Genomic DNA, 22,432 nt, shown 5'->3' on the forward strand with positions numbered 1-22,432 from the left:
TACTCTATTATAACAAACTTCCTCTAACTAAATAGAAAAGCTGACTACAAAATTTGCAGTCAGCTTTTCTATTATTTTTTATTATACTTTGCAACGAATTCCGAAAGCTTTTTCAGCTCTTCATCCGTTCCTTTAAATACACCTTTAGGCATTGCACCTTTACCATCTTTCGCAATTTTAGCGATTTCTTCCGGTTTTAAAGTTAAGTTTTGTAGAGCCGGTGCTGCTGCACCACCTTGTAAGTTGTCACCATGACATGTTAAACAAGTATTTTTTTGCATGAGTTTGTAGCCGTCATCATTTTTATCAACTGGTGCTGTTTTTACAATTGCTCCTTGCTTTTTTGCAGCTTCCCAATCATGGTGTGCTACAGATTCCCAAGTTAAGAAAATGATAGATGCAATTGCTAAAAGCATAAATCCAGTTGCTACTGGACGCTTAAATGGTGCCCTTTCTGGGCCACGATCAAGAAATGGTGCTAACAATAATGCTCCAAACGCGATACCTGGCATAATAAACGCACCAATTACAGTAAATGAACCCGAAGCATATGAATACTTTAATAACTGATACAAGAATAAGAAATACCAATCTGGAAGTGGTATATATCCGGCATCTGTCGGATCCGCCATTCTCTCAAGTGGTGACGGATGTGCCACTGTTAAACATAAATAACCGATTAAAAAAACTGCACCAACCATCCATTCTTTTAACAAGAAATTCGGCCAAAACGCTTCTGTTTTCCCTGGATATTCCGAATAATCTTTTGGAATATTTGGTTTCCGAGCTACTGGTACCCGAGAATCTCCTACAAACTTCATCCCTTTGCCGCGATGCATAATCTCCCTCCTTTAGTTCTTTCTCCTTTAATTTAGCAATCTCTTATAGCGGACCGGAAATACCTTGTTTGCGAATCATGATGAAGTGGAAGGCCATTAAACCTAGAAGTGCTGCTGGTAAGAAGAAGACGTGAATAGCAAAGAAGCGAGTTAATGTTTGAGCGCCAACAATTTCGGAATGACCAGCGAGTAATGTTTTAATATAAGGACCAATGAGTGGCGTTTGCTCTGCAATTTGAATCCCTACTTTCGTAGCAAATAACGCTTTCATATCCCACGGTAATAAATATCCGGTAAAGCCAAGACCTAACATAACAAAGAAAATAAGAACACCAACAATCCAGTTTAACTCACGAGGCTTTTTATACGCACCTTGGAAGAAAACTCTGAGTGTATGTAAAAACATCATTACAATTACGAGACTAGCACCCCAGTGGTGCATACCACGAACAATTTGCCCGTAAGCAACTTCATTTTGTAAATAATAAACCGATTCCCAAGCGTTTTTAATATCAGGCACATAATACATCGTTAAAAACATTCCAGATAAAATTTGAATTACAGTAACGAAAAAGGTAAGTCCTCCAAAGCAATAGACGAATGCAGAAAAGTGATGTGCCGGGTTTACATGTTCAGGTACTTCATGATCAGCGATATCGCGCCATATTGGTGTAATATCTAATCGTTCATCTACCCAATCATAAATTTTATTTAGCATCTACTTTCCACCCCCTCTTGGCTTCGCTTTTCCTAAATACAACGTTCCATCTTTCACTTTAGACTCATACACATCAAGCGGAGCAAGAGGCGGTGTGCCTTTAATGTTAACCCCATCTTTTGTATAACGGCCCCCGTGACACGGGCAAAAGAATTGATTCGGATGTGCTTTGTCCGAATTCCAGTTAACTGTACATCCTAAATGTTTACATACCGGAGAGAACGCAACAATGTCTCCGCTTTCATCTTTATGAATCCAAGCTGATTTTGGCTCTTCAGACTTGTACCAACCATCAACCTGCTTCACCTTAAAGTCAAAACGCTTCGGCTCTGTTGTAATATCTTTTACTTGTGCAACAGCAACCATGTCCGTTCCCGCTTCTTTTCTTAACACCGGATCAAGCGCAAATCGCGTCATCGGCATTAAAATACCCGCTGCCATAAAGCCTCCTACCCCTGTAAGTGTGTAATTTAAAAACTGTCTTCTTGACACACGATGTTCTTTCTCGCTCACGAAAATTTCCCCCCTCTATCAGAAATTGTCCCCTCGTGAAAAATAATATAAAAAATAAAAACTAGGACACTATCATGATATAATACCCTCATGCACAGGTCAATATCATACTACTCATAATAATAAGAACTTTCTGTTTATTATTACTTTCCCCATCTTTCTTCTAACATTACCATAATATTTTTTATATGAGCGTGAATGACTTCTCTCTTCGCTTGATCACTAAATTGCTCTAACGCCAATGAAGGAAACCAAAATAAATCCCCTTGTAACTCTTGCATATCTTCTTTCCATGAAAAATCACTTGTAACATAAGCAATATGCTTAAAACCTTGGCTTTGCAAATGATCTGTCCACTCTTGCAAACGTACTTTTTCTTTCTTTTGACTTTCTACTAAATACGTAAATGCAGGTAGTAAAAGCACTCTTCCTTTATATTCTCTTTCCAACTCCATACTCAACAATTCTATAAATTCACCTTGTTCTACTACCATTTTCATTTCTTTTGCTGCTGAAATTGATAAAAGAGGTATTACTCCTGTATCTACATACTCTCTTGCTTGCTCAAACTGTTCCACGTCTTTTACAATCCATTTCACATTTCTCCCCTCCCTCTAATCAAAATGACAGAACTTTCACTTTATATATATTAAACCATACTAAAAGAGGTAAAAAAAGAAAAACTACCCAAATTAGGTAGTTTTTCTTAAAAAGAGTCTGAAATTTGTAAAAAATTAATAATCCAAATAAATTCTATAAAGTCTTTAACTCCGCTGTTAACCTATGAAACGCTTCCTTATCTTGCTTATCCAACGCTTCATCAATTTGTTTCAAAAGACGTTCTCTTCTAAACGAAAATACACTCTCTTCTAAAAATCTCTCTGCAAGTAAACGATCCTTTTCATTTACTTCAATATGCTTTGGTAAATATGGATTGTCTTCTAATACAGCTACATAATTTGCATTTTGGAACGATGATTTAAAGTTGAGTTGAATATAAATATCCTCATCTCGATTTAAACGAATATCATGAAACGACTTTTCAGCATCTGTTGTCATTACATTTTGTTTAAAAAAGTGAAACGGTGTGTCTTTCACGCAATTTGCTGACATCACTAAGCCACGCGGACAATATTTTGCATGCTCTACGAAGTGGACTTTATGCATTAATTGATCGTGACTCATTAAATAATTTAAAATCCATACACATTCACGCTGTTTCAGTTGGTAGTTATTCAAAAACCATTTTACAAAATCCTTCTTCTCGTTTACAGAAACAGGGGTATTCATAGCAATTAAGTCCCTCCTCTGTCTTTCTCTTTTCTTTTTAGATTCAAGAAGCGGCATTCAGTTTCCTTCCAACTTATGAAAAATCCTCTAAATTATATAACAACTCTTCAATATGAATTTGTGTCGGGTCTAGTTGTAATAACTGAACAAACACTTCTTTGGCCTCTTTTCGCATTCCTTCTTCCAATAAGAAATAGCCGTACTCTTCCAAGAAGTCTGGATGATTCTTAAAAGAAGTATATGCACTTTCATAGTGTTTTAATGCATCCGAATACATTTCTAATTGTTTTTTTGCAAACGCAAGATCCCAAAGTAATTGTGTATCTTGCTCTCCACTATCAATAGCACGCTCTACAACTGTAATTAACTCTTCATACTTTTCTTGTCCTTTTAAGATATACGCATATTTTAATATTGCACCTAAATGTCCTGGATCTAACTCAAGCGCTTTTTGAAGTACTTCCTCTGCCTCTGCTACTTTTCCTAATTTAGCTGCAATGTTCGCTAATTCTACATAAAACGGAACAGCAAGCTCATCTACTTTAATTCCTTCATGAAGTGTTTCATAGCTTTCTTGAAGCATTCCTTCTTTTTCATAGCTTTTCGCTAAATACATGTATAGTGATGCATACTCAGGGTCTAATTCTTTTAGTTCTTGCCAAGCACCAATTGCTCTTTGATATTCTTCTCCTTGATATAATGTGAACGCATATCCAAATAAGGAGTGAATATCTTTTTGTTCCTCTAAGCCTGCTTCATAGTAAGAGATCGCCTCTTCCCAGTTTCCAATCGCACTTAACGTTTCTGCAAGGCGAAGTGCAATGACAACACCACCCATTACTTTATGCTCCGCTAATAGCGACTCGTAATAAGTGATTGCCTTTTGTTCTTCACCTTTACTACTATATAATTCTGCTAATCCAAACGTAATAACAGGCTCTTCAGGCATTATTTCTTTCGCCTTCAATAGTTTTTGCTCTGCTACATCATCAAAACCTTGCATTTGGAATAAATCCGCAACAAGTAATAACGATTGAACATATAAATCATCATTTTCTGGAATATCATGAAGTACTTCAATTGCTTCATCTTCTTTGTCTAAATCAATATATAATTCTGCTAAAAATACCGTAAATTCACTTTCTTCCGGATATAATAAACGTAAGTCTTCAGTAATTGCTAACGCCTCATCCGTAAATCCAAGTGTATGATAATAGCGAGCGATATCATACTTCTCTTCATCATTCGCAACTTGTAATTGTTCTTTTAATAATTGTAATCCTTTTTCCGCTTCACCATTTTCAATATATGTAACAGCCTGTTCAAACTTTTGCATAAACGTCTCCTTTAATTCAAAAAATATTTCTCTTCTGTTCACTTATCATAAGCAACTAGGTGTAAGAACGCAACCTTTTGAGTGAACTGCCTCTTCCTATACTTTCTCTTATAGCGCAGCTAATTGTTCAAAAAAGTTCGGATACGATACAGAGACCGCATCGCTATTCTCTATTTTTACTTCTCCATCTATAATACAAGATGCGATTGCTAGCATCATCCCAATACGATGATCGCCGTGACTATTAACAGCATTTCCTTTTAAATTTTGTTTACCATATATAATCATACCATCTGGTGTAGCTTCAATTTTCGCACCTAATTCGCCTAATTCATCTACAACAGTATCGATACGGTTTGTTTCTTTTACTTTTAACTCCTCAGCGTCTTTAATAACAGTAATTCCTTCTGCCTGCGTTGCCAATAAAGCAATTACAGGAATTTCATCAATTAACCTCGGAATAAGCGATCCACCAATCTCTATTCCTTTTAGTTTCGATGTTTCAATCGTAATATCCCCGCACGGTTCAAACTCTTCGTTTCTAATATTATCGATAGAAATAAGTGCACCCATCTTTGTTAAAACATCTAAAATCCCTGTTCGCGTTGGATTTAAACCGACATTTTCCAATACAAGCTTACTTTTTTGGACAATTGCACCAGCTACTAAGAAAAATGCAGCCGAAGAAATATCTCCTGGAACTTCTATGTCTGTCCCTTTAAGTTGTTGGCCACCTTGTAATGACACGGTACGTTCATTAACATCTACTGTACAACCGAATGCACGTAACATCCTCTCTGTATGATCACGAGACTGCATAGGCTCTGTTACTGTAGTTACACCTTCTCCTTGCAAACCTGCAAGTAAAACTGCTGATTTCACTTGTGCACTTGCTACTGGTGAATGGTAATGCATACCTTTCACCTTTCCACCACGAATAGATAAAGGTGTATATTGTCCATTTTCTCTACCATCAATTTGAGCGTTCATCTTACTAAGCGGGTCTGTAACACGTTTCATAGGACGTTTTCCAATTGATGCATCACCGATTATCGTACTATAGAACGGCGTATTAGCTAAAATCCCAAGCATAAGACGAATAGTCGTCCCTGAATTCCCCACATCTAATACTTCTTTCGGTTCTTGTAAATTATGTAATCCTTTACCGTAAATCGTGACATCGTTACCACTCTGTTCAATCTTGACACCTAGTTTTTGAAAACATGCAATTGTACTTAAACAATCTTCTCCTAATAAAAAATTTGATACTTTCGTCGTCCCTTCTGCTATCGCCCCAAACATAACAGAGCGATGCGAAATAGATTTATCTCCTGGAACAACAATTTTCCCATTCAAACTATTTTTTCGTCCTACTAGTTTCAAAATGTATCCTCCTCACATTTTAAATAAGTTATATGTACAATAGTTCTTCTTATACGTCTACTTCTATTGTAACGTTTTCTTTCTTGAACGTGCAAACAACTCCCCTTATTACAGTTCAAATAAAAAAGACTCCTATACTAGGAGCCTTCACTATTTATTAAGAATACGTCTCTTCTTTTTTCACTTGTTCTTTTACAAGTTCCGTAAGCAACTCAATAATCTCAGCATTTTCTTCTTTAAGCCCAACAGTAATACGAATACCATCATGTATACCAAATGCAGCACCAGAACGAACGATATATCCTTTTTTCATTAATCGTTCGAAAGCTTCATTACCAGGTATACCGAGCTTCAAGAAAATAAAATTCGTTTGGGATGGATAGTAGAATACGTTATATTCCTTACAAAATGCATAATATTGATTTAACCCTTCGGCATTTTTCTTCACGCACTCTTGTAAAAACTGTTGATCTTCTATTGCCGCTAATGCTACTGCTTGGGCGATAGTTGATGTGTTAAATGGTAGTCTCGCTACCTCTAGCTGCCCTATAAGCTTTGCATCCCCAATCGCATATCCAATACGAAAAGCAGCTAATCCATATGCTTTTGAGAATGTGCGTAGCACCATAAGATTTTCGTATTTTTCAAGAAGAGGCAATGTTTGCGGATAATCTTCTGCCCCAGCATATTCATAATATGCTTCGTCCATAATAACGAGCACTGACTTTGGAACTGATTCTAAAAATGAAAGTAATTTTTGTTTTTCTACATATGTACCTGTCGGGTTATTCGGATTACAAATCCATACAATCTTCGTTTTGTCATCTACTTGTTGTAACATCGCATCTAAATCGTGAATGCCATCTTTAAGTGGTACTTCACGAACTTCCGCTCCTTCAATAACAGCATGGTGATGGTATTGCGAGAACGTAGGGTTCGCCATTACAACATTTGTTCCATTATGTAGCAAAGCACGACTAATCATTTGAATGACTTCATCTAGCCCACTACCAAATAAAAGTTGTTCCGCCTTTACACCTAAATGCTCTGCTACTTTCTCCCGAAGTTCAAAAGCCGCCCCATCCGGATAAAGTGCATATTGATTGGCTAACGAAGTTAATGCTTCTGTCACACGCGCAGAGCAGCCAAATGGGTTTTCATTCGACGCTAACTTCACAATTTTTGACAATCCATATTCTCTTTTTACTTCTTCAATATTTTTCCCAGGTACATATGCTCTCAAAGTTAACAATTGCTCTTTTACTCTCACTTTTCTTCCCCCAGTCATTGATATGATTTATAATTCCTTACTGTCATCTTTAATCATAACCGTCACCATTACGAGAATACCGCTACATATGCATTTCATACCTGTTCTACAACTTTTCTAGACCATATCCTTTTGAAATGCTTCTAACGCAATATGAACAGTCTCATCTGAAATAGATACGACATTCACTACCCCATATTCCTGCATAAGTACCATATGAATTGTTCCTGCATTCGCTTTCTTATCTTGTTTCATCAGTTGAACGAGGCGCTCTACATTCAAATCACTTGGCATTTTTGGATAGCCGTATTTCAAGAACCACCGCTTCATCTCTTCATAAGCAAGATCAACCTTGTACACTTGCTCACTTAAAAATAAGGCAAATAACATCCCAACCGCTACTCCGTCACCGTGAGTAATATTTCCATATCCTAACTCTTTTTCAAGAGCATGTCCTAACGTATGCCCAAAATTCAAATGGGCACGTACACCTTTTTCTGTTTCGTCTTGCGACACAATGTTCGCTTTCACAGGAATTGCCTTCGTTAATATGTGAATTAATTTTTCATCACGAAGATCCGTTAATGTTTGAACTTCTTCTTTTAACCAATGATATAGCTTTACATCACCAATAAGAGCATGCTTTATCACTTCTGCATAACCTGATCTCCACTCTTTTTCAGGAAGCGAATGTAAAAATGGCGTATGATATACAACAGCTTCTGGCTGATGAAACGCACCAATCATATTTTTTCCTAGTGGATGATTAATTGCTACTTTCCCGCCTACTGCGCTATCGTGAGCTAATAAAGTCGTTGGAACTTGGACAAAGCGAATACCACGCATAAACGACGCGGCAACAAAGCCAGCTAAATCCCCAATCATCCCGCCTCCAAGTGCGATAATTAAAGAATTTCTATCTAATTTATTTTCAAGAGCCGAAGTGTGAGCCGCATAAAAATTTTCAAAAGACTTCTCTTTTTCACCACTCGGTACAACAAACGAAAACACGTCCTGCTCTACTTGTAATGCATCAACAACTGTCTGTAAATGTAGTGATGAAACAGCTTCATCAGAAATGATCATTATGTTAGATACAGCAGGATTCATCTTTTGAATAAGCGTTGTTAAATGTGACAATGCTTCTTTTCCAACATGTACATCATATTCTTTTGATTTCGTTTGAATATGTATGTTCTCCATTAAAATCCCCTCGCATATTCATTATGTTTCTCAATATTTTCACGTATAAGATCGATACGATCTAATCCAAATTGTTCAATTAAAGCTGTCGCGAGCTCCCAAGCGACAACAGCTTCAGCCACAACGCTAGCTGCCGGTACTGCACAACTATCTGAACGTTCAATACTCGCTGTAAAAGGTTCTTTCGTATCAATATCAATACTTTGAAGCGGTTTATATAATGTCGGTATCGGTTTCATCACACCACGCACAATAACCGGCATACCAGTTGTCATACCACCTTCTACTCCACCTGCATTGTTCGTTTTTCTTCTGTACCCTTGCACTTCATCCCAAAGAATTTCATCATGCACTTCACTTCCAGGTCTATGCGCAGCTTCAAAACCAATTCCAATTTCAACACCTTTAAAAGCGTTAATACTCATAATTGCCGCTGCTAATTTTGCATCTAATTTTCTATCATAATGTACATAGCTACCTACTCCAATTGGTATACCTTCTACAACTACTTCAACAATACCGCCGATAGAATCACCATTTGCCTTCGCATCATCAATTGCTTGCATCATCTTTTTACCGACCTTTTCATCTAAACAACGTACAGGAGATGATTCTGTAGTACTTTGTAATTCCGCAATAGAGTTATACGTAATATTTTCTGCCTGTACACCACCAATTTCGATAACATGTCCCGCTACTTGTATACCTAATTCCGCTAATATCTTTTTTGCAACTGCACCAGCTGCAACACGAACTGTCGTTTCACGTGCTGAAGAACGCTCTAATACATTCCTCATATCTCTATGACCATATTTAATCGCACCATTTAAATCTGCGTGTCCAGGTCTAGGTTTCGTAACTTGCCTTTTCATTTCTTTCTCTTCCTGCTCAGTTAACGGCTCTGCGCCCATAACCTTTGTCCAATGGGTGAAATCACGATTTTCAACAACAAGTGCAATTGGGGATCCCATCGTCTTCCCATGCCTAACACCACTTACAATTTGTACTTGGTCTTTCTCAATTTGCATGCGTCTACCGCGTCCATATCCTTTTTGTCTTCTAGCTAATTCTTCATTTATATCATTCGCTACTAAAGATAACCCTGCCGGAACACCTTCTAAAATTGTCGTAAGTTGCGGACCGTGGGATTCACCAGCTGTAATATATCGCATACGTTATTCCTCTTTTCGCATATGTATTTATCCCGCTACATAAATAGCAATGGTATCTTTCATCATTCTATAAGAAAACATTGAAATTATATAGTAAAAGGACTACTTACTTTATCCTACTTGTAATCATTCTATCATTTTCATAACGTTATACCTTTTACTTTACATACCAATATATCATAACAGTCCTAACTTCGTAACAAATCAAAATAAAAAAAGTGCAAGAAGAATACCCCTATTCTTCTTGCACTTTTTACTATTATCACAGTTATTAAAGCGTTTACAAATTATTTTAAAATAATTAGTAAATCCATTGATTCATTAATTTTGAGTAGTCTACTAATTCTTCTTCCTTAAAGAAAATAGCAATCTCGCGCTCTGCACTTTCTAAAGAATCCGAACCGTGGATAATGTTTTTCGCAACAGTTACACCGAAATCTCCACGAATTGTTCCAGGAGCAGCTTCATGTGGTCGTGTTTTACCCATCATATTACGTGCTGTATCTACTACACCTTCACCTTGCCATACCATTGCGAATACAGGGCCAGATGTAATAAAGTCTACTAATTCACCAAAGAAAGGTCTTTCTTTATGCTCACCGTAGTGTTGTTCAGCAATTTCAGGAGTCACTTGCATTAATTTTGCACCAACTAATTGAAAGCCCTTTTTCTCAAAACGAGCTACAATTTCCCCAATGAAGGCACGTTGTACACCGTCTGGTTTTACCATTAGAAATGTTTTTTCCATAAAAAATCTCTCCACTTCTGAATTATGTATGTAATTGTATATCCCCACACACATATTAACACCCTTATCACAATTGTGCAATAGTTTTGAAATAGAGAGATTATTTTATTTTTTAGAAAAAACACTAAAATTTTCGTTTTCCAATATACTTTGCGACATTTTGCAAAGCATACTTCGCCTGTCCACGTGGGAGTGGTTTTATTATTTCTAATGCTTTATGTAAATAACGTTCACTAAACGAAAATGCTTTATCAATAGCTTCGCTCGCTTTAATATCATCAATAATTTCTTTCATTTCACTTGCTGCTGTATTTTCATTCACAGAAATAATTTTCTCACGAAGAACTGGATCTTCCATGGCATACAAAGCAGGTAATGTAATGTTACCTTGTAGTAAATCACCACCAGCAGGCTTTCCAAGCTTCTCTTCTGTCGATACGAAATCTAAAATATCATCAATAATTTGATAAGACATACCAACAAAATATCCATACCAAAATAGACGATTTACAGTATCACGATTAGCACCAGCAGCAATCGCTCCCAACTGACAACTCGCGGCGATTAACAATGCCGTTTTTCGTTTTATCCTTCTTAAATATGTTCTTAAATTTTGATCATAGTTATACTTATCTTTAATTTGTTCGATTTCACCTTTACAAACTTCTAAAATTGTATGAGACAACGCTTGATGTGCATCTGGAATTTCTATATTTGTTATACATTCAAGAGACTTCGCAAACAAGTAGTCCCCTGTATACATTGCAATACGATCTCCCCATTTCGCATTCACTGTTGCGCTACCGCGTCGCAAAAACGCAGCATCAATGACATCATCGTGAACAAGAGAAGCCATATGAATAAGTTCTAATGCAACCGCAACATGCTTAATTGCATCTAACTTATAATCACCAAATTTCCCTGCAAGCAAAACAAAAACAGGGCGAATCCGCTTCCCACCTGCTTCAATAAGCTGTAATGCCGCTTCTTCTACTAACGGCTGCTCAGAAGCAACTGTCTTCTTCAATTCTTTTTCTATAACATTAATATCCGATCGTAAAAAAGAGTACATAAGTTGTAACTTCATATTGTTCACCTTAACCTAAAACGTCTTTTTCTATTTTGATTCTGGTTTAAAACCTAAATGCATAGCTGCTACACCAAAAGTAAATGGTTTCACTTGCACATTCTTAAGCCCAGCTTCTTCAAACATACTCGCTAACTCTTTCATCCCTGGAAATGTACTAGCGGATTCCTGAAGCCATGAATATTCTTTATAACTTTTTGCAAACATCTTTCCAAATAACGGCATGATATATTTAAAGTATAAGACATACCCTTGACGAAAACCAATCATTGTCGGCTGAGATGTTTCTAAGCAAATTACTTTTCCACCTGGTTTTACTACACGCGTCATTTCTTTTAATACTTGCATGTAATCCGGAACGTTACGTAGCCCAAAACCAATCGTTACATAATCAAACGTATTATCTTCAAAAGGAAGTTCCATTGCATTTCCATGCATAAGTTCTACTTGCTTTAATTCTAAAGCTTCTACCTTTTGTTTACCGACAGCTAGCATATTTTCGCTAAAGTCTAAACCGTAAACCTTTCCATTTTCCCCTACAGCTCCTGCTAGCGCAATTGTCCAATCAGCTGTTCCGCAGCAAACATCGAGTGCCTTACTCCCAGGTTTCACATCCATAATTTGCATCGTTTCTTTGCGCCATACCTTATGCCTTTGAAAACTAATTACAGAATTCATCACATCGTATTTATCAGAAATTTTCTCAAATACGTCATGTACTCTTTCTTCTTTTGATTGTTGCATGCTCGTACCTTCTTCCAATGTAAAGTTGCTTATGTCCTTGATTTATCTCTTAACATAGAAATTATTTCATTAACTTCTGTATGATTCTCTAAAAATTTTTCTTCCTGCTTTTTCATTTCCATAAGCCATTCATTAATAACTGTTTCCAGATTTTTATCATCATCCAATGAGATTTTTTGAACCGCTTGAAAAACAGGTGAATTTTGTTTATCAGCATACAATTGACACTCTTTTTGAAGACGATTTTTTCCTAATACATAAGTTATATATGTTTTCCAATTGGATAAATGAAAATGATCACATGTTTTTTGCAACAGCGCAGATTCAATTATTACTACACTTTCCATTATGTCTTGAATCGTCACATGGGCTTTTTGATATAGCATAATTTTATGCTCATTAATCTCCTTAATTCCTTCAGCAAGTGCGCGAATTAAGATAATATCACAATTCATTGACAATAAATAATAGTATAGACCACTATAATAATCGCCTGCAAGCACTGTCAATTGACGACGCTTATGGAATCCACTCGTCTCTTCGTTTGCTTTATTTGATACTTTTTCATGTGTATCAAGAGCAATTTGTACAAGCATAATCGTTACTACATAATGATCAATTTGTTCTTTATGTATATTTGCATCCTTTAATGCACCGTATAACAGCGCTATTTTTTCTTCATCAATAAATGGTTCTTCAATATAGTTTATAAAATAAGGATGGCGTAATTTCTCCATCAATTTCTCTTTAATACCCGCATACCCTCCGTAGATGTCACACACAAAAAATCACCCTTGTTTTCTAATTCATAAAATTTATTATAACACATACATTCTATTTTCTATAATCAAAACTTGGCTACTCCTGCCAAACTGTCACCGAATGCATCCTCAACTTTCATTCATACGAATCATCTTCATCACTAACAACTACAAACATTCATTTCCACAAAAGGCAGAAATAATTTTCAACTTTTATATTCTTGCTCTTTAATACTAAAACTATATCATTTATTTGCAAAAAAAAAAAAGAAAAGCAGTTTCCCGCTTTTCTTTACTTCGTCTTAATAAACGATAAAATTTCACTACGTGCTGCTGCATCATTTTCTAACACGCCGCGCACTGCAGTCGTTACTGTTTTTGCACCAGGCTTTTTCACACCACGCATCGTCATACACATATGCTCTGCTTCTACTACTACCATTACACCATGCGGCTCTAGTACTTCCATAATAGAGTTAGCTACTGTTGATGTAATACGTTCTTGTAGTTGCGGACGACGCGCAATTGTGTCTACAGTACGAGCTAATTTACTTAGTCCCGTTACTTTTCCACCTTGCGGAATATATGCAACGTGAGCAACTCCATAAAAAGGAACAAGATGATGCTCACACATCGAATAGAATGGTATATCTTTTACTAGTACAAGCTCTTCGTGATCTTCTCCGAATACTTTGTGTAAATGCTCTTTTGGATCCTCATGCATCCCCGAGAATACTTCTGCGTACATTTTCGCAACACGTTTCGGTGTATCAAGTACTCCCTCGCGATTTGGGTCGTCTCCGATTGCCTCTAAAATAAGACGTACTGCGTGTTCAATTTGTTCTAAATTAACTTTTGCCATCCGCTAGCCCTCCCGAAAAACCTAAAAGTGATACGAACACATTCTAGCATATTTATGTTTTTAAAAGCAAAAAGAAGAGTTTCCAAAAAGGAAACTCTTCTTCCCTGTTAATATGTAAGGATTATTTAACCGCATCTTTTAACGCTTTACCAGGTTTGAATGCAGGTACTTTACTTGCAGCGATTTCAATCTCCTCACCTGTTTGTGGGTTACGACCTTTACGAGCCGCACGCTCACGAACTTCGAAGTTACCGAATCCGATAAGTTGTACTTTATCACCTTGTTTTAAAGCTTCTAAGATAGAATCAAAAACAGCGTCCACTGCTTTTGTTGCGTCCTTTTTAGAAAGGGAACTTGCTTCTGCAACAGCATTGATTAAATCTGTCTTGTTCATGCCATTCACCTCCTCCCAAAGATAAGACTGTATAATGATCATAAAATGAGTCTTACTTTCATTTGTAGGCAATTTTTACAAATTCTATACTACAAAGATGTAGATAAATCATTATCAACGCCTATATTATACGATTCTCCTTTATAATTCAATATTTTTAAGGAAATTGTTACTCTTAAAATGTGAAAATCTGATGAAACTTGACAATTTACAACAAAGTATTAGATAATGACTGTTTATTTTACTATTACATACTCCAAAACAAAAAAAAATCCCTCTACAATTAGAGGGATTTTTTCTTATAATATAATCGCAATCAATCCGCCAGACCCTTCATTAATAATTCTTTCTAGCGTTTCTTTCAATTTATAACGCGCATTTTCTGGCATTAGAGATAATTTCGCTTGAATTCCCTCTCTAACAATCGAGCTAAGAGAGCGCCCAAATATATCAGAATTCCAAATTGATAGCGGATCATCTTCAAAATCTTGCATCAAATAACGAACTAGTTCTTCACTTTGTTTTTCAGTACCGATAATCGGTTCAAATGTTGATTCTACATCCACTTTAATCATATGAATAGACGGCGCAACCGCTTTTAATTTAACACCGAACCTTGAACCGTGACGAATAATTTCCGGCTCATCTAAGCTCATATCAGCTAATGCAGGCGCTGCTACTCCATATCCGGTTTGCTTTACCATACGCAGGGCATCCGCAACTTGGTCATACTCTGTTTTCGCATGAGATAAATCGAGCATAAGCTTCAATAAATGATCTTTCCCTCGAATTTCTACTCCCACTACTTCTTTTAAAATTTGATCATACAATTCATCTGGCGCATATAAATCAATCTCCGCCACACCTTGCCCCATATCGATGCCAGCTAGACTTGCTCGATCAATAAATTCATATTGACTAAACTGCCAAACGACACGGTCCACATCACGAAGACGTTTTATATCCTTTACAGTCTCTTGAACTGCTTCCTGATAACTTTGGCGTAACCAATGTCCTTCATTTAGCACCATTACCCAGCTTGGAAGGTTTACATTCACTTCTAAGACCGGGAACTCAAATAACGCTTCCCGAAGTACATTATACACATCTGTTTCTCTTAAACTCTCTACACTCATCGCAATTACTGGAATATCATATTCTTCTGATAAACTTTGACGTAACTGCTCTGTATCTGGATGATATGGCTGTACAGTATTGATAATCATAATGAAAGGCTTTCCTACTTCTTTTAACTCATTTACAACGCGTTCTTCTGCCTCTATATAATCTCTTCTTGGAATTTCACCAATTGTTCCATCTGTTGTAATAACAACACCAATTGTTGAATGCTCTTGAATTACTTTACGTGTTCCGATTTCTGCAGCTTCATGGAATGGAATAGGCTCTTCATACCAAGGAGTATTAATCATGCGTGGGCCATTCTCATCTTCATAGCCTTTTGCTCCTGGAACCGTATACCCAACACAATCTACTAATCGAATATTCACTTCAAGACCTTCATCTACTTCAATAGAAACCGCTTGGTTTGGAACAAACTTCGGTTCCGTCGTCATTATTGTACGACCAGCAGCACTTTGAGGCAATTCATCCTGCGCTCTTTGACGGTCTGACTCATTTTCAATATTTGGAATAACAACAAGTTCCATAAATTTTTTTATAAATGTTGATTTCCCTGTTCGAACAGCTCCTACAACTCCAAAATAAATATCACCGCCTGTGCGTTCCGCAATATCTTTAAAAATATCTACCTTTTCCAAGTGATTCCCTCCCTCAATATTTTTGGGAATAATTCCGCTTTTATAGTCAACTAATACCTTCTCTAACGTTGCCTATAATATCTGATATAATATAATGGTATTCTAGAAGTTCGGACAATATATCATATAATTTTGTCCAATTTCATATGACTATTTAAAAAATACCTTTTGTTTGCATCACAAGTTGTATAACATAAAAAACCTTTCTTCTAGAACTTATTCACTAAAAGAAAGGTTCATGACTTATGATTTTAAAAAAATTGGTTCTCCGTCTTTCACTGTATACGGTAAAGAATATGCAGGTACAAATGGGGAATCTTTCGATAATATATTCCGAATATCTTCTCCTTCCTTAAATTGTCCTTCATTTTTTTTCAACGCTTCATATAAGTCGATTCTATAATCAACAAACACTTCACCTTTTTCATTGATTACAAGAGGGAGCCCTTTTCCAGAATATGGGCTTTTTATTTGCGGTACATCCTTATATCCTAGTTTTTTAAAATCTAATTCATAGACACCATCTGCAATTACTTTTTTAAACGGTGGATATTGATGTTCATCACGATACATCCTTAACTTTAATGCCACTTCTTGAATTTGTTCCGCCATCCTAACATCAATTAACTTTACTGTCGGATTTGTTTCAACATCTATTAATACATATTGATAAACTCCCCCGCTTTCATACGCATTCCCTGGTGCCTCTTGCATGTATCTCGGAGCAATTTTTTGAAAATCAATTGGATATTTTTGATAAATCGGCGTACTCATATCACGCGTCTTAATTGGCAATAAACCATTCGTTTGTTCCTTATATGTAGTAATAGCTTTTTGAACAACTTGTAACTGATCTTCATAAGGAATCGCATTTTGTTTCATATTTTCTTTCGGATACATACACCCTGTTAAAATGCTCATGCAACAAAATATTAAAATAATATGGATTTTTTTCACTGACAATCACCTTTTCATGCGAGTATAGATTATTCCCTATAACGTCCTTTATTGTTCCACAGGCCCACTAAATACAACAAGAAAAATAACAATCCCCGACACAATCATGAGGGTGTAAGCTACTAACGCTGTAATCCCTTTCAGAAATTTATTCTTCATTTTATGTCTACTTAATAAAATAAAAGCTACTGCAACAAACATAAATCCCATTGCCCCTAAGGAAAACCACATTTTTATAAGCCCTTCCGACATATATACACCCCTTTACTTTCAATCTATTTTTATACTATTTTAACAAATTAAAATCTTTAAACAAATATAATTCACCATTTTACTGCAAATTAACAAAATTTATGTACAAAAATAAAACCGAAGCGCATTATTTTGCGCTTCGGTTGACCAAATATGCCCTTAACAGCTCTATTCCCATTCTTTCATGACTATCATATGCATTCGCTAAACTCTTTGTTTCTCATATTTTACTTTTTAAACATTTTACTTAACGAACCAAAATCAGCAGGCATATTATTGTTAATGATTGCTTTTACAATTTGATCCTCTTGCTCTTTCGGCACTTCACGTCCTGCCATTAGAGCAACTTGATGAATCAATTGGCGAAGCACTGTCTCATCACGTAAGTTCGCATTTTGAACAGACGATGCTAATTTAAAAATATCTTCTTTATTCACTTTCGCTTCTTTTTCAATGTTATTAAAAATGTTGTTATCCATTCTTTTCACCCTCTCCTCAAGTTACTCTTCATCCTATGCAGGAATAAAAAATTGGTGAAAAGACCCATAAAAAAATAAAAGACGGTAGAAGTACGAAATGTACTTCTACCGCTTTCTTTATAACAAATCAGGTATCGCTTCAACTTCATGTTTTCGAACACGTCCCATCAATGAGCCTACTGCATCTTTCACATTATTCCCATTGAACAGCACGTCATATAAAGCAGCTGTAATTGGCATTTCAACTTCCATTTTCTCTGCCAATTCATGAGCAGCTTTCGTTGTTCGCACACCTTCTACAACCATACCCATACTTTCTAGCACTTCTTCTAAAGAGTGCCCTTTTCCAAGCATATTTCCAGCGCGCCAATTTCGGCTATGCACACTTGTACAAGTTACAATTAAGTCTCCCATACCAGTTAGACCAGCAAATGTTAGCGGATTTCCGCCCATTTTTCTTCCTAAACGAGCAATCTCTGTTAAACCACGTGTCATTAATGCCGCTTTTGCATTATCACCTAATCCAAGACCATCTGTTATCCCAGCAGCTAATGCGATAATATTCTTTAACGCACCACCAAGCTCAACTCCAACGATATCCGGATTTGTGTATACACGGAAATAGCTATTCATAAACAGATCCTGCACTTCTTCAGCCGCTTCCATACGCTTTGCTGCAGATGTAACAGTTGTCGCTTGACGTAAACCGACTTCTTCAGCATGACTCGGTCCAGACAGTACAACAACATCTTTGATCAAGTTCTCTGGAATTTCTTCCTCAATCACTTCCGAAATACGTTTTGACGTACCTGGTTCGATTCCTTTACTCGCATGAATCCAAGTAATCGGTTCTGTAACAATTTCTTTCATTTCTTGTAATACATCTCGGTACGCTTTCGTCGGTACTACTAGTAGTACTGTATTTACATCTACTAACGCTTCTTCTAAAGAAGAGTAGGCTACGATTGTGCTTGGCAATGTAATCCCTGGAAGATATTTACTGTTCTCATGTTTCGTATTAATTTCATTCATGAGTTCAGGACGGTTTCCCCAAATACGTACATCATGCCCATTGTCAGCTAATACCATCGCTAACGCTGTTCCCCAGCTACCTGCTCCTATTACTGTGATTTTTGTCATAAAATCACATCCTCTCCATTAGTCTCTTGCTCGAGCGATAATGTGAATCGGCGTTCCTACAAAACCGAACGCTTCACGTAAACGATTCTTTAAGAAGCGCTCATATGAAAAGTGCATTAATTCTGTATCATTTACAAACACAACAAATGTCGGTGGTTTTACCGCAACCTGTGTCGCATAGAAGATTTTCAGACGGCTACCATTATGAGTCGGCGTTGGATTCATCGCTACCGCATCCATAATTACATCGTTTAATACGTTCGTTTGTACACGGATGCTATGGCTTTCATTTACCTCATTGATAACCGGTAATAACGTTTGTGTACGTTTTTTCGTTTTCGCAGATAAGAATACAATCGGTGCATAATCCAAGAATTGGAAATGAGCACGGATGTTTTCTTCAAATGCTTTCATTGTTTTTTCATCTTTTTTCACTGCATCCCATTTGTTTACAACGATAATAACAGCTCGTCCTGAATCATGAGCATATCCAGCGATTTTTTTATCTTGCTCAATAATTCCTTCTTCTCCGTCTAAAACAACTAAAACAACGTCAGAACGTTCAATCGCTCTAAGTGCACGAAGTACACTATACTTTTCTGTACTTTCGTATACTTTTCCTTTTTTACGCATACCAGCTGTATCGATGATTACATAATCTTGATCATCTTTGCTATATGGTGTATCAACAGCATCACGCGTCGTTCCTGCTATATTACTTACAATTACACGTTCTTGACCAAGAAGCGCATTTACAAGTGATGATTTCCCAACATTTGGACGTCCAATTAAAGAGAAACGGATTGTTTCATCGTCATACGCTTCTTCTTCAATCTTTGGAAAATGATTTGCAGCTTCATCTAACAAATCACCAAGTCCTAAACCGTGTGTACCTGAAATCGGGAATGGCTCGCCAAATCCTAACGCATAAAAATCATAAATATCACTACGCATTTCTGGATTATCAACCTTATTTACCGCAAGTACAATTGGTTTTTTAGAACGATATAAAATTTTAGCAACTTCTTCATCCGCTGCAGTTACACCATCGCGACCATTCGTCATAAAAATGATAACATCTGCTTCATCAATCGCTACTTCCGCCTGTTGACGAATTTGTGTCAAGAACGGCTCGTCTCCAATATCAATTCCACCTGTATCTATAATGTTAAATTCATGATTTAACCATTCTCCCGCACTATAAATACGGTCTCGCGTTATACCTGGTATATCTTCTACGATTGAAACTCTTTCTCCAACAATTCTATTGAAAATAGTAGATTTCCCTACGTTCGGGCGGCCTACTATCGCTATTACTGGTTTCGGCATATACTTTCATCCTTTCAACTTGCTTCTGTTTATTATGTAAAAAACCCTTCTTTGTGCAAGAAGGGATTTGCATTCCAGAATAATTCTCAACGTATCAAAACACCTCATATTATACCACACGTTGCTAATGTTTCACAATAATATATACATTCTCTTGTAAGCGATGCGCAATACCATCTAAAATCGCCTCTAAATTATTTGCAACAAATTCCAATTCCTCTGTCGATTCACAAGTAAACAAAGGAGCACCACCTGCAAATTTCTCCGGTTTTGTTGTAATAACCGCGAGAATAACACTTTCTAACATCATCTCTTATCTCCCCTTCCTTTCGGAGCTTCTGATGACATATGAACGGCACTCTCTAATGTTGGTACATTTCCAATTACCCCTATCGCTTTTTCTGCATCCTGATCTTGCGGCAGAACAAAAATCCCAACTCTCCCATCCTCTAAATCACGCTTCGCTAACGGTACAAGTGCCGGCGTTCCAGAATCTCTATATATTCCTAAAGCAACAGAAACATCATGTAAAATCGCTTGACGTTGTCCTAAGTTCGAGATTGTAACCATCGCATCTATCGATTTCGGTTTTAAAATAAATCCCATCCCATATTTCATAATTTCTTCTTGCCTTGCTGGCAATCCAATATTCATAATGTAAATATTATCAATATAAAGTCCCGCTCCTTCAAAACGAAGTGGAACGTGCTCAATTTCTACAAGATCATGAAGCCTTTTACCTGACATTAATTTTCTCGCAATTAAAAAACTTATCATACCAGTAATTACCCCGGCAATCCACGAATGGAATCCTATATACGCAAACGTTGTTACAAACGACGTTAACATTGCCAAATAGTTACGACTTTCAAAAACTAATGCAATCCCTTCAATGTATGTATTACCACGTGGTACGAGCTCATATCCATCTAATTGTTGAAGCGTATTTCTTTCCATATTACGCACATCACGAAATTGCGTCGCTGCTAACGTAAGAAATGTAATTGCAGAAAAATCTTTTTTCAAAATAGACGGAATCGCAATTGCCCCTAAGGCAGCCGCAATTAATCCCATCGCAATATGAATAATTTTCCCGTGAAGCCTCGTCGGATATTGCCTCGTATCGGTACGAAGCATTAACACCCTAGTTACCGTCCCGGCAATTACGCCACATAAAATGGCTGGTGTATATTCAGTCATGTATTACCCTCGCCCTTCTTTTACGCGTTTTCCTCTTAAATCGTTCCATATATACTGATACTTTTGTAATCCATAGTAAAATCGCCATAAATAAAGTAGAAACAGCAACAACATCAAAAAAGGCTAAACTGCCATATTCATAAGGAAAATGTAATTTATGAAAAATAAGCGTCACCAACAATTCTCCTTGTAACATCCCTATATACAAGGTGCACAATCTTAATATGCGATCCCCGTACAATAAAATTGATGCATACACAAGTGCGCCACTTAGTAGCAACAACCTATCAACCACAATCCAAATCGGATCATATACTTCTAACAAATGAAAACTTGTATATAACATTGCAATAATAAGCGCCGAAAGTAGGGTGTATAATTTTTTCCAAATAGAGTATAGCGTGATGCCTACAAAAGAAATAATACAAAGCAAAAGGGCATTTACCGATACAGTAAAAGAAGCAATCGTCACATTTAACGGAGAACAAATAATAAAAATTAATATACAAGCACTTATCTTCCAACGAATAGGTTCTTTTTTCATAAAAAAGGTCACGACAATCCATCCTATCCAAGCCACAAAATAAAAAGTACTCCCATCCATCATTTCACCTCCTATGTTTTCCATTATGGGAACTTTTTATGAAAGTTAATCCTACCTTTTCTTTGTGCATAGTTTTTCTCATAACAGCAAAACTTTTAATAAGGAGGTGGAACTCACAATGGGTAAAGATCGCCAAGAACGAAAGCTAAGAGAATCACGCCGCGTTGAATCTGATCGCGACCAATCACTTCAATATCCTGGTGCAACTAGTCTTGATACACCAGAGCAAGCTCGAAAGCAAAATCAGCACTAAAAATAAAAAAGACGGTTTCAGCATTGTATGAAACCGTCTTTTTTCGTAATTATTTTAATAAATTCCATTCATGATATAATTCTTTTGTTTTCGTATTAATATCTCAATCACAATATATTC

At 36.6% G+C, this 22,432-nt stretch carries 26 protein-coding genes; 1 reads left to right on the forward strand and 25 read right to left on the reverse strand.

Annotated elements, in window-relative coordinates; translation table 11 throughout:
• Window positions 1-71: 71 nt before the first annotated feature.
• The 25 genes from qcrC to ACP6L7_RS04715 all read right to left on the reverse strand — a co-directional run bounded on the left by qcrC (window position 72) and on the right by ACP6L7_RS04715 (window position 22,059).
• Window positions 72-839, reverse strand: a complete 768-nt coding sequence (gene qcrC / locus ACP6L7_RS04595; RefSeq protein WP_071770138.1) for a menaquinol-cytochrome c reductase cytochrome b/c subunit — start codon at window positions 837-839, stop codon at window positions 72-74.
• Between the two features lie 43 nt (window positions 840-882).
• The gene (gene qcrB / locus ACP6L7_RS04600) at window positions 883-1,557 is read right to left on the reverse strand and encodes a menaquinol-cytochrome c reductase cytochrome b subunit (protein ID WP_000932700.1); all 675 of its coding nucleotides are present in this window, start codon (window positions 1,555-1,557) and stop codon (window positions 883-885) included.
• Window positions 1,558-2,070 (reverse strand): menaquinol-cytochrome c reductase iron-sulfur subunit, encoded by a 513-nt coding sequence (gene qcrA, locus ACP6L7_RS04605; RefSeq protein WP_097831716.1) that lies wholly within the window; start codon window positions 2,068-2,070, stop codon window positions 1,558-1,560.
• A gap of 143 nt (window positions 2,071-2,213) precedes the next feature.
• Window positions 2,214-2,669 carry a YpiF family protein gene (locus ACP6L7_RS04610; protein ID WP_097831717.1) on the reverse strand — a complete coding sequence of 152 codons (456 nt, stop codon included), beginning with the start codon at window positions 2,667-2,669 and terminating at the stop codon, window positions 2,214-2,216.
• Window positions 2,670-2,823: 154 nt separating this feature from the next.
• Complete coding sequence (locus tag ACP6L7_RS04615) at window positions 2,824-3,360, reverse strand: ReoY family proteolytic degradation factor (protein WP_001095919.1); 537 nt, start codon at window positions 3,358-3,360, stop codon at window positions 2,824-2,826.
• A 73-nt stretch (window positions 3,361-3,433) separates the two neighbouring features.
• Window positions 3,434-4,696, reverse strand: a complete 1,263-nt coding sequence (locus tag ACP6L7_RS04620) for a tetratricopeptide repeat protein (RefSeq protein ID WP_071744913.1) — start codon at window positions 4,694-4,696, stop codon at window positions 3,434-3,436.
• Between the two features lie 108 nt (window positions 4,697-4,804).
• The gene (gene aroA / locus ACP6L7_RS04625) at window positions 4,805-6,079 is read right to left on the reverse strand and encodes a 3-phosphoshikimate 1-carboxyvinyltransferase (protein ID WP_097831718.1); all 1,275 of its coding nucleotides are present in this window, start codon (window positions 6,077-6,079) and stop codon (window positions 4,805-4,807) included.
• A 157-nt stretch (window positions 6,080-6,236) separates the two neighbouring features.
• Complete coding sequence (gene hisC, locus ACP6L7_RS04630; RefSeq protein WP_097831719.1) at window positions 6,237-7,349, reverse strand: histidinol-phosphate transaminase; 1,113 nt, start codon at window positions 7,347-7,349, stop codon at window positions 6,237-6,239.
• Between the two features lie 117 nt (window positions 7,350-7,466).
• Window positions 7,467-8,552 (reverse strand): 3-dehydroquinate synthase, encoded by a 1,086-nt coding sequence (gene aroB, locus ACP6L7_RS04635; RefSeq protein WP_097831720.1) that lies wholly within the window; start codon window positions 8,550-8,552, stop codon window positions 7,467-7,469.
• Window positions 8,552-9,724 carry a chorismate synthase gene (gene aroC, locus ACP6L7_RS04640; protein ID WP_097831721.1) on the reverse strand — a complete coding sequence of 391 codons (1,173 nt, stop codon included), beginning with the start codon at window positions 9,722-9,724 and terminating at the stop codon, window positions 8,552-8,554. Before aroC ends, aroB begins: the two co-directional genes overlap by 1 nt.
• A 301-nt stretch (window positions 9,725-10,025) precedes the next feature.
• Window positions 10,026-10,472, reverse strand: a complete 447-nt coding sequence (gene ndk / locus ACP6L7_RS04645; RefSeq protein WP_000415879.1) for a nucleoside-diphosphate kinase — start codon at window positions 10,470-10,472, stop codon at window positions 10,026-10,028.
• Between the two features lie 124 nt (window positions 10,473-10,596).
• Complete coding sequence (gene hepT, locus ACP6L7_RS04650) at window positions 10,597-11,559, reverse strand: heptaprenyl diphosphate synthase component II (RefSeq protein WP_000776069.1); 963 nt, start codon at window positions 11,557-11,559, stop codon at window positions 10,597-10,599.
• 30 nt (window positions 11,560-11,589) lie between these two features.
• Window positions 11,590-12,303: a demethylmenaquinone methyltransferase gene (locus tag ACP6L7_RS04655; protein ID WP_097831722.1), complete on the reverse strand. Its 714-nt coding sequence runs from the start codon at window positions 12,301-12,303 to the stop codon at window positions 11,590-11,592.
• A gap of 29 nt (window positions 12,304-12,332) precedes the next feature.
• A complete protein-coding gene (locus ACP6L7_RS04660; RefSeq protein ID WP_141533342.1) occupies window positions 12,333-13,085 on the reverse strand; it encodes a heptaprenyl diphosphate synthase component 1 in 753 nt (250 codons plus the stop codon).
• A gap of 271 nt (window positions 13,086-13,356) precedes the next feature.
• A complete protein-coding gene (gene folE, locus ACP6L7_RS04665) occupies window positions 13,357-13,926 on the reverse strand; it encodes a GTP cyclohydrolase I FolE (protein WP_001151482.1) in 570 nt (189 codons plus the stop codon).
• A 121-nt stretch (window positions 13,927-14,047) separates the two neighbouring features.
• On the reverse strand, window positions 14,048-14,320 hold the full coding sequence (locus ACP6L7_RS04670; protein WP_001043860.1) for an HU family DNA-binding protein: 273 nt from the start codon (window positions 14,318-14,320) through the stop codon (window positions 14,048-14,050).
• 299 nt (window positions 14,321-14,619) lie between these two features.
• Window positions 14,620-16,098: a stage IV sporulation protein A gene (gene spoIVA, locus ACP6L7_RS04675; RefSeq protein WP_000416521.1), complete on the reverse strand. Its 1,479-nt coding sequence runs from the start codon at window positions 16,096-16,098 to the stop codon at window positions 14,620-14,622.
• Window positions 16,099-16,341: 243 nt separating this feature from the next.
• The gene (locus tag ACP6L7_RS04680; protein WP_141533341.1) at window positions 16,342-17,055 is read right to left on the reverse strand and encodes a hypothetical protein; all 714 of its coding nucleotides are present in this window, start codon (window positions 17,053-17,055) and stop codon (window positions 16,342-16,344) included.
• A gap of 48 nt (window positions 17,056-17,103) precedes the next feature.
• Complete coding sequence (locus tag ACP6L7_RS04685; RefSeq protein ID WP_002117663.1) at window positions 17,104-17,307, reverse strand: DUF2768 domain-containing protein; 204 nt, start codon at window positions 17,305-17,307, stop codon at window positions 17,104-17,106.
• A gap of 227 nt (window positions 17,308-17,534) precedes the next feature.
• Window positions 17,535-17,786 carry a stage VI sporulation protein F gene (locus ACP6L7_RS04690; RefSeq protein ID WP_000369753.1) on the reverse strand — a complete coding sequence of 84 codons (252 nt, stop codon included), beginning with the start codon at window positions 17,784-17,786 and terminating at the stop codon, window positions 17,535-17,537.
• Window positions 17,787-17,903: 117 nt separating this feature from the next.
• Window positions 17,904-18,926: an NAD(P)H-dependent glycerol-3-phosphate dehydrogenase gene (locus ACP6L7_RS04695; protein WP_097831723.1), complete on the reverse strand. Its 1,023-nt coding sequence runs from the start codon at window positions 18,924-18,926 to the stop codon at window positions 17,904-17,906.
• A gap of 18 nt (window positions 18,927-18,944) precedes the next feature.
• Window positions 18,945-20,255: a ribosome biogenesis GTPase Der gene (gene der / locus ACP6L7_RS04700; RefSeq protein WP_097831724.1), complete on the reverse strand. Its 1,311-nt coding sequence runs from the start codon at window positions 20,253-20,255 to the stop codon at window positions 18,945-18,947.
• Between the two features lie 124 nt (window positions 20,256-20,379).
• Window positions 20,380-20,565: a capping complex subunit for YIEGIA gene (locus tag ACP6L7_RS04705; protein ID WP_000979049.1), complete on the reverse strand. Its 186-nt coding sequence runs from the start codon at window positions 20,563-20,565 to the stop codon at window positions 20,380-20,382.
• Window positions 20,562-21,455 carry a YIEGIA family protein gene (locus tag ACP6L7_RS04710; RefSeq protein ID WP_097831725.1) on the reverse strand — a complete coding sequence of 298 codons (894 nt, stop codon included), beginning with the start codon at window positions 21,453-21,455 and terminating at the stop codon, window positions 20,562-20,564. The genes ACP6L7_RS04705 and ACP6L7_RS04710 overlap by 4 nt, the downstream gene beginning before the upstream one ends.
• A complete protein-coding gene (locus ACP6L7_RS04715) occupies window positions 21,448-22,059 on the reverse strand; it encodes a YphA family membrane protein (protein WP_097831726.1) in 612 nt (203 codons plus the stop codon). The genes ACP6L7_RS04710 and ACP6L7_RS04715 overlap by 8 nt, the downstream gene beginning before the upstream one ends.
• Before the next feature lie 118 nt (window positions 22,060-22,177).
• On the opposite strand from ACP6L7_RS04715, the gene ACP6L7_RS04720 reads away from it, so the two are divergent.
• Entirely contained in the window at window positions 22,178-22,312 is a 135-nt protein-coding gene (locus ACP6L7_RS04720) for a YpzI family protein (protein WP_000513901.1), read from the forward strand.
• The last annotated feature ends 120 nt before the right edge of the window (window positions 22,313-22,432 follow it).

This window comes from Bacillus silvicola (genome assembly GCF_050524305.1).
In the GTDB taxonomy this organism is placed as follows: domain Bacteria; phylum Bacillota; class Bacilli; order Bacillales; family Bacillaceae_G; genus Bacillus_A; species Bacillus_A cereus_AT.

Bases quoted from the DNA above. Each gene is read 5' to 3' on its own strand.
- ACP6L7_RS04670 (WP_001043860.1), bottom strand. From the start codon at position 14,320: ATGAACAAGACAGATTTAATCAATGCTGTTGCAGAAGCAAGTTCCCTT.
- ACP6L7_RS04710 (WP_097831725.1), bottom strand. From the start codon at position 21,455: ATGACTGAATATACACCAGCCATTTTATGTGGCGTAATTGCCGGGACG.
- ACP6L7_RS04685 (WP_002117663.1), bottom strand. From the start codon at position 17,307: ATGTCGGAAGGGCTTATAAAAATGTGGTTTTCCTTAGGGGCAATGGGA.
- der (WP_097831724.1), bottom strand. From the start codon at position 20,255: ATGCCGAAACCAGTAATAGCGATAGTAGGCCGCCCGAACGTAGGGAAA.
- folE (WP_001151482.1), bottom strand. From the start codon at position 13,926: ATGGCAAAAGTTAATTTAGAACAAATTGAACACGCAGTACGTCTTATT.
- ACP6L7_RS04695 (WP_097831723.1), bottom strand. From the start codon at position 18,926: ATGACAAAAATCACAGTAATAGGAGCAGGTAGCTGGGGAACAGCGTTA.
- ACP6L7_RS04690 (WP_000369753.1), bottom strand. From the start codon at position 17,786: ATGGATAACAACATTTTTAATAACATTGAAAAAGAAGCGAAAGTGAAT.
- ACP6L7_RS04715 (WP_097831726.1), bottom strand. From the start codon at position 22,059: ATGGATGGGAGTACTTTTTATTTTGTGGCTTGGATAGGATGGATTGTC.
- aroB (WP_097831720.1), bottom strand. From the start codon at position 8,552: ATGGAGAACATACATATTCAAACGAAATCAAAAGAATATGATGTACAT.
- ACP6L7_RS04615 (WP_001095919.1), bottom strand. From the start codon at position 3,360: ATGAATACCCCTGTTTCTGTAAACGAGAAGAAGGATTTTGTAAAATGG.
- ACP6L7_RS04655 (WP_097831722.1), bottom strand. From the start codon at position 12,303: ATGCAACAATCAAAAGAAGAAAGAGTACATGACGTATTTGAGAAAATT.
- hepT (WP_000776069.1), bottom strand. From the start codon at position 11,559: ATGAAGTTACAACTTATGTACTCTTTTTTACGATCGGATATTAATGTT.
- qcrC (WP_071770138.1), bottom strand. From the start codon at position 839: ATGCATCGCGGCAAAGGGATGAAGTTTGTAGGAGATTCTCGGGTACCA.
- ACP6L7_RS04720 (WP_000513901.1), top strand. From the start codon at position 22,178: ATGGGTAAAGATCGCCAAGAACGAAAGCTAAGAGAATCACGCCGCGTT.
- ACP6L7_RS04705 (WP_000979049.1), bottom strand. From the start codon at position 20,565: ATGATGTTAGAAAGTGTTATTCTCGCGGTTATTACAACAAAACCGGAG.
- ACP6L7_RS04620 (WP_071744913.1), bottom strand. From the start codon at position 4,696: ATGCAAAAGTTTGAACAGGCTGTTACATATATTGAAAATGGTGAAGCG.
- qcrB (WP_000932700.1), bottom strand. From the start codon at position 1,557: ATGCTAAATAAAATTTATGATTGGGTAGATGAACGATTAGATATTACA.
- ndk (WP_000415879.1), bottom strand. From the start codon at position 10,472: ATGGAAAAAACATTTCTAATGGTAAAACCAGACGGTGTACAACGTGCC.
- aroC (WP_097831721.1), bottom strand. From the start codon at position 9,724: ATGCGATATATTACAGCTGGTGAATCCCACGGTCCGCAACTTACGACA.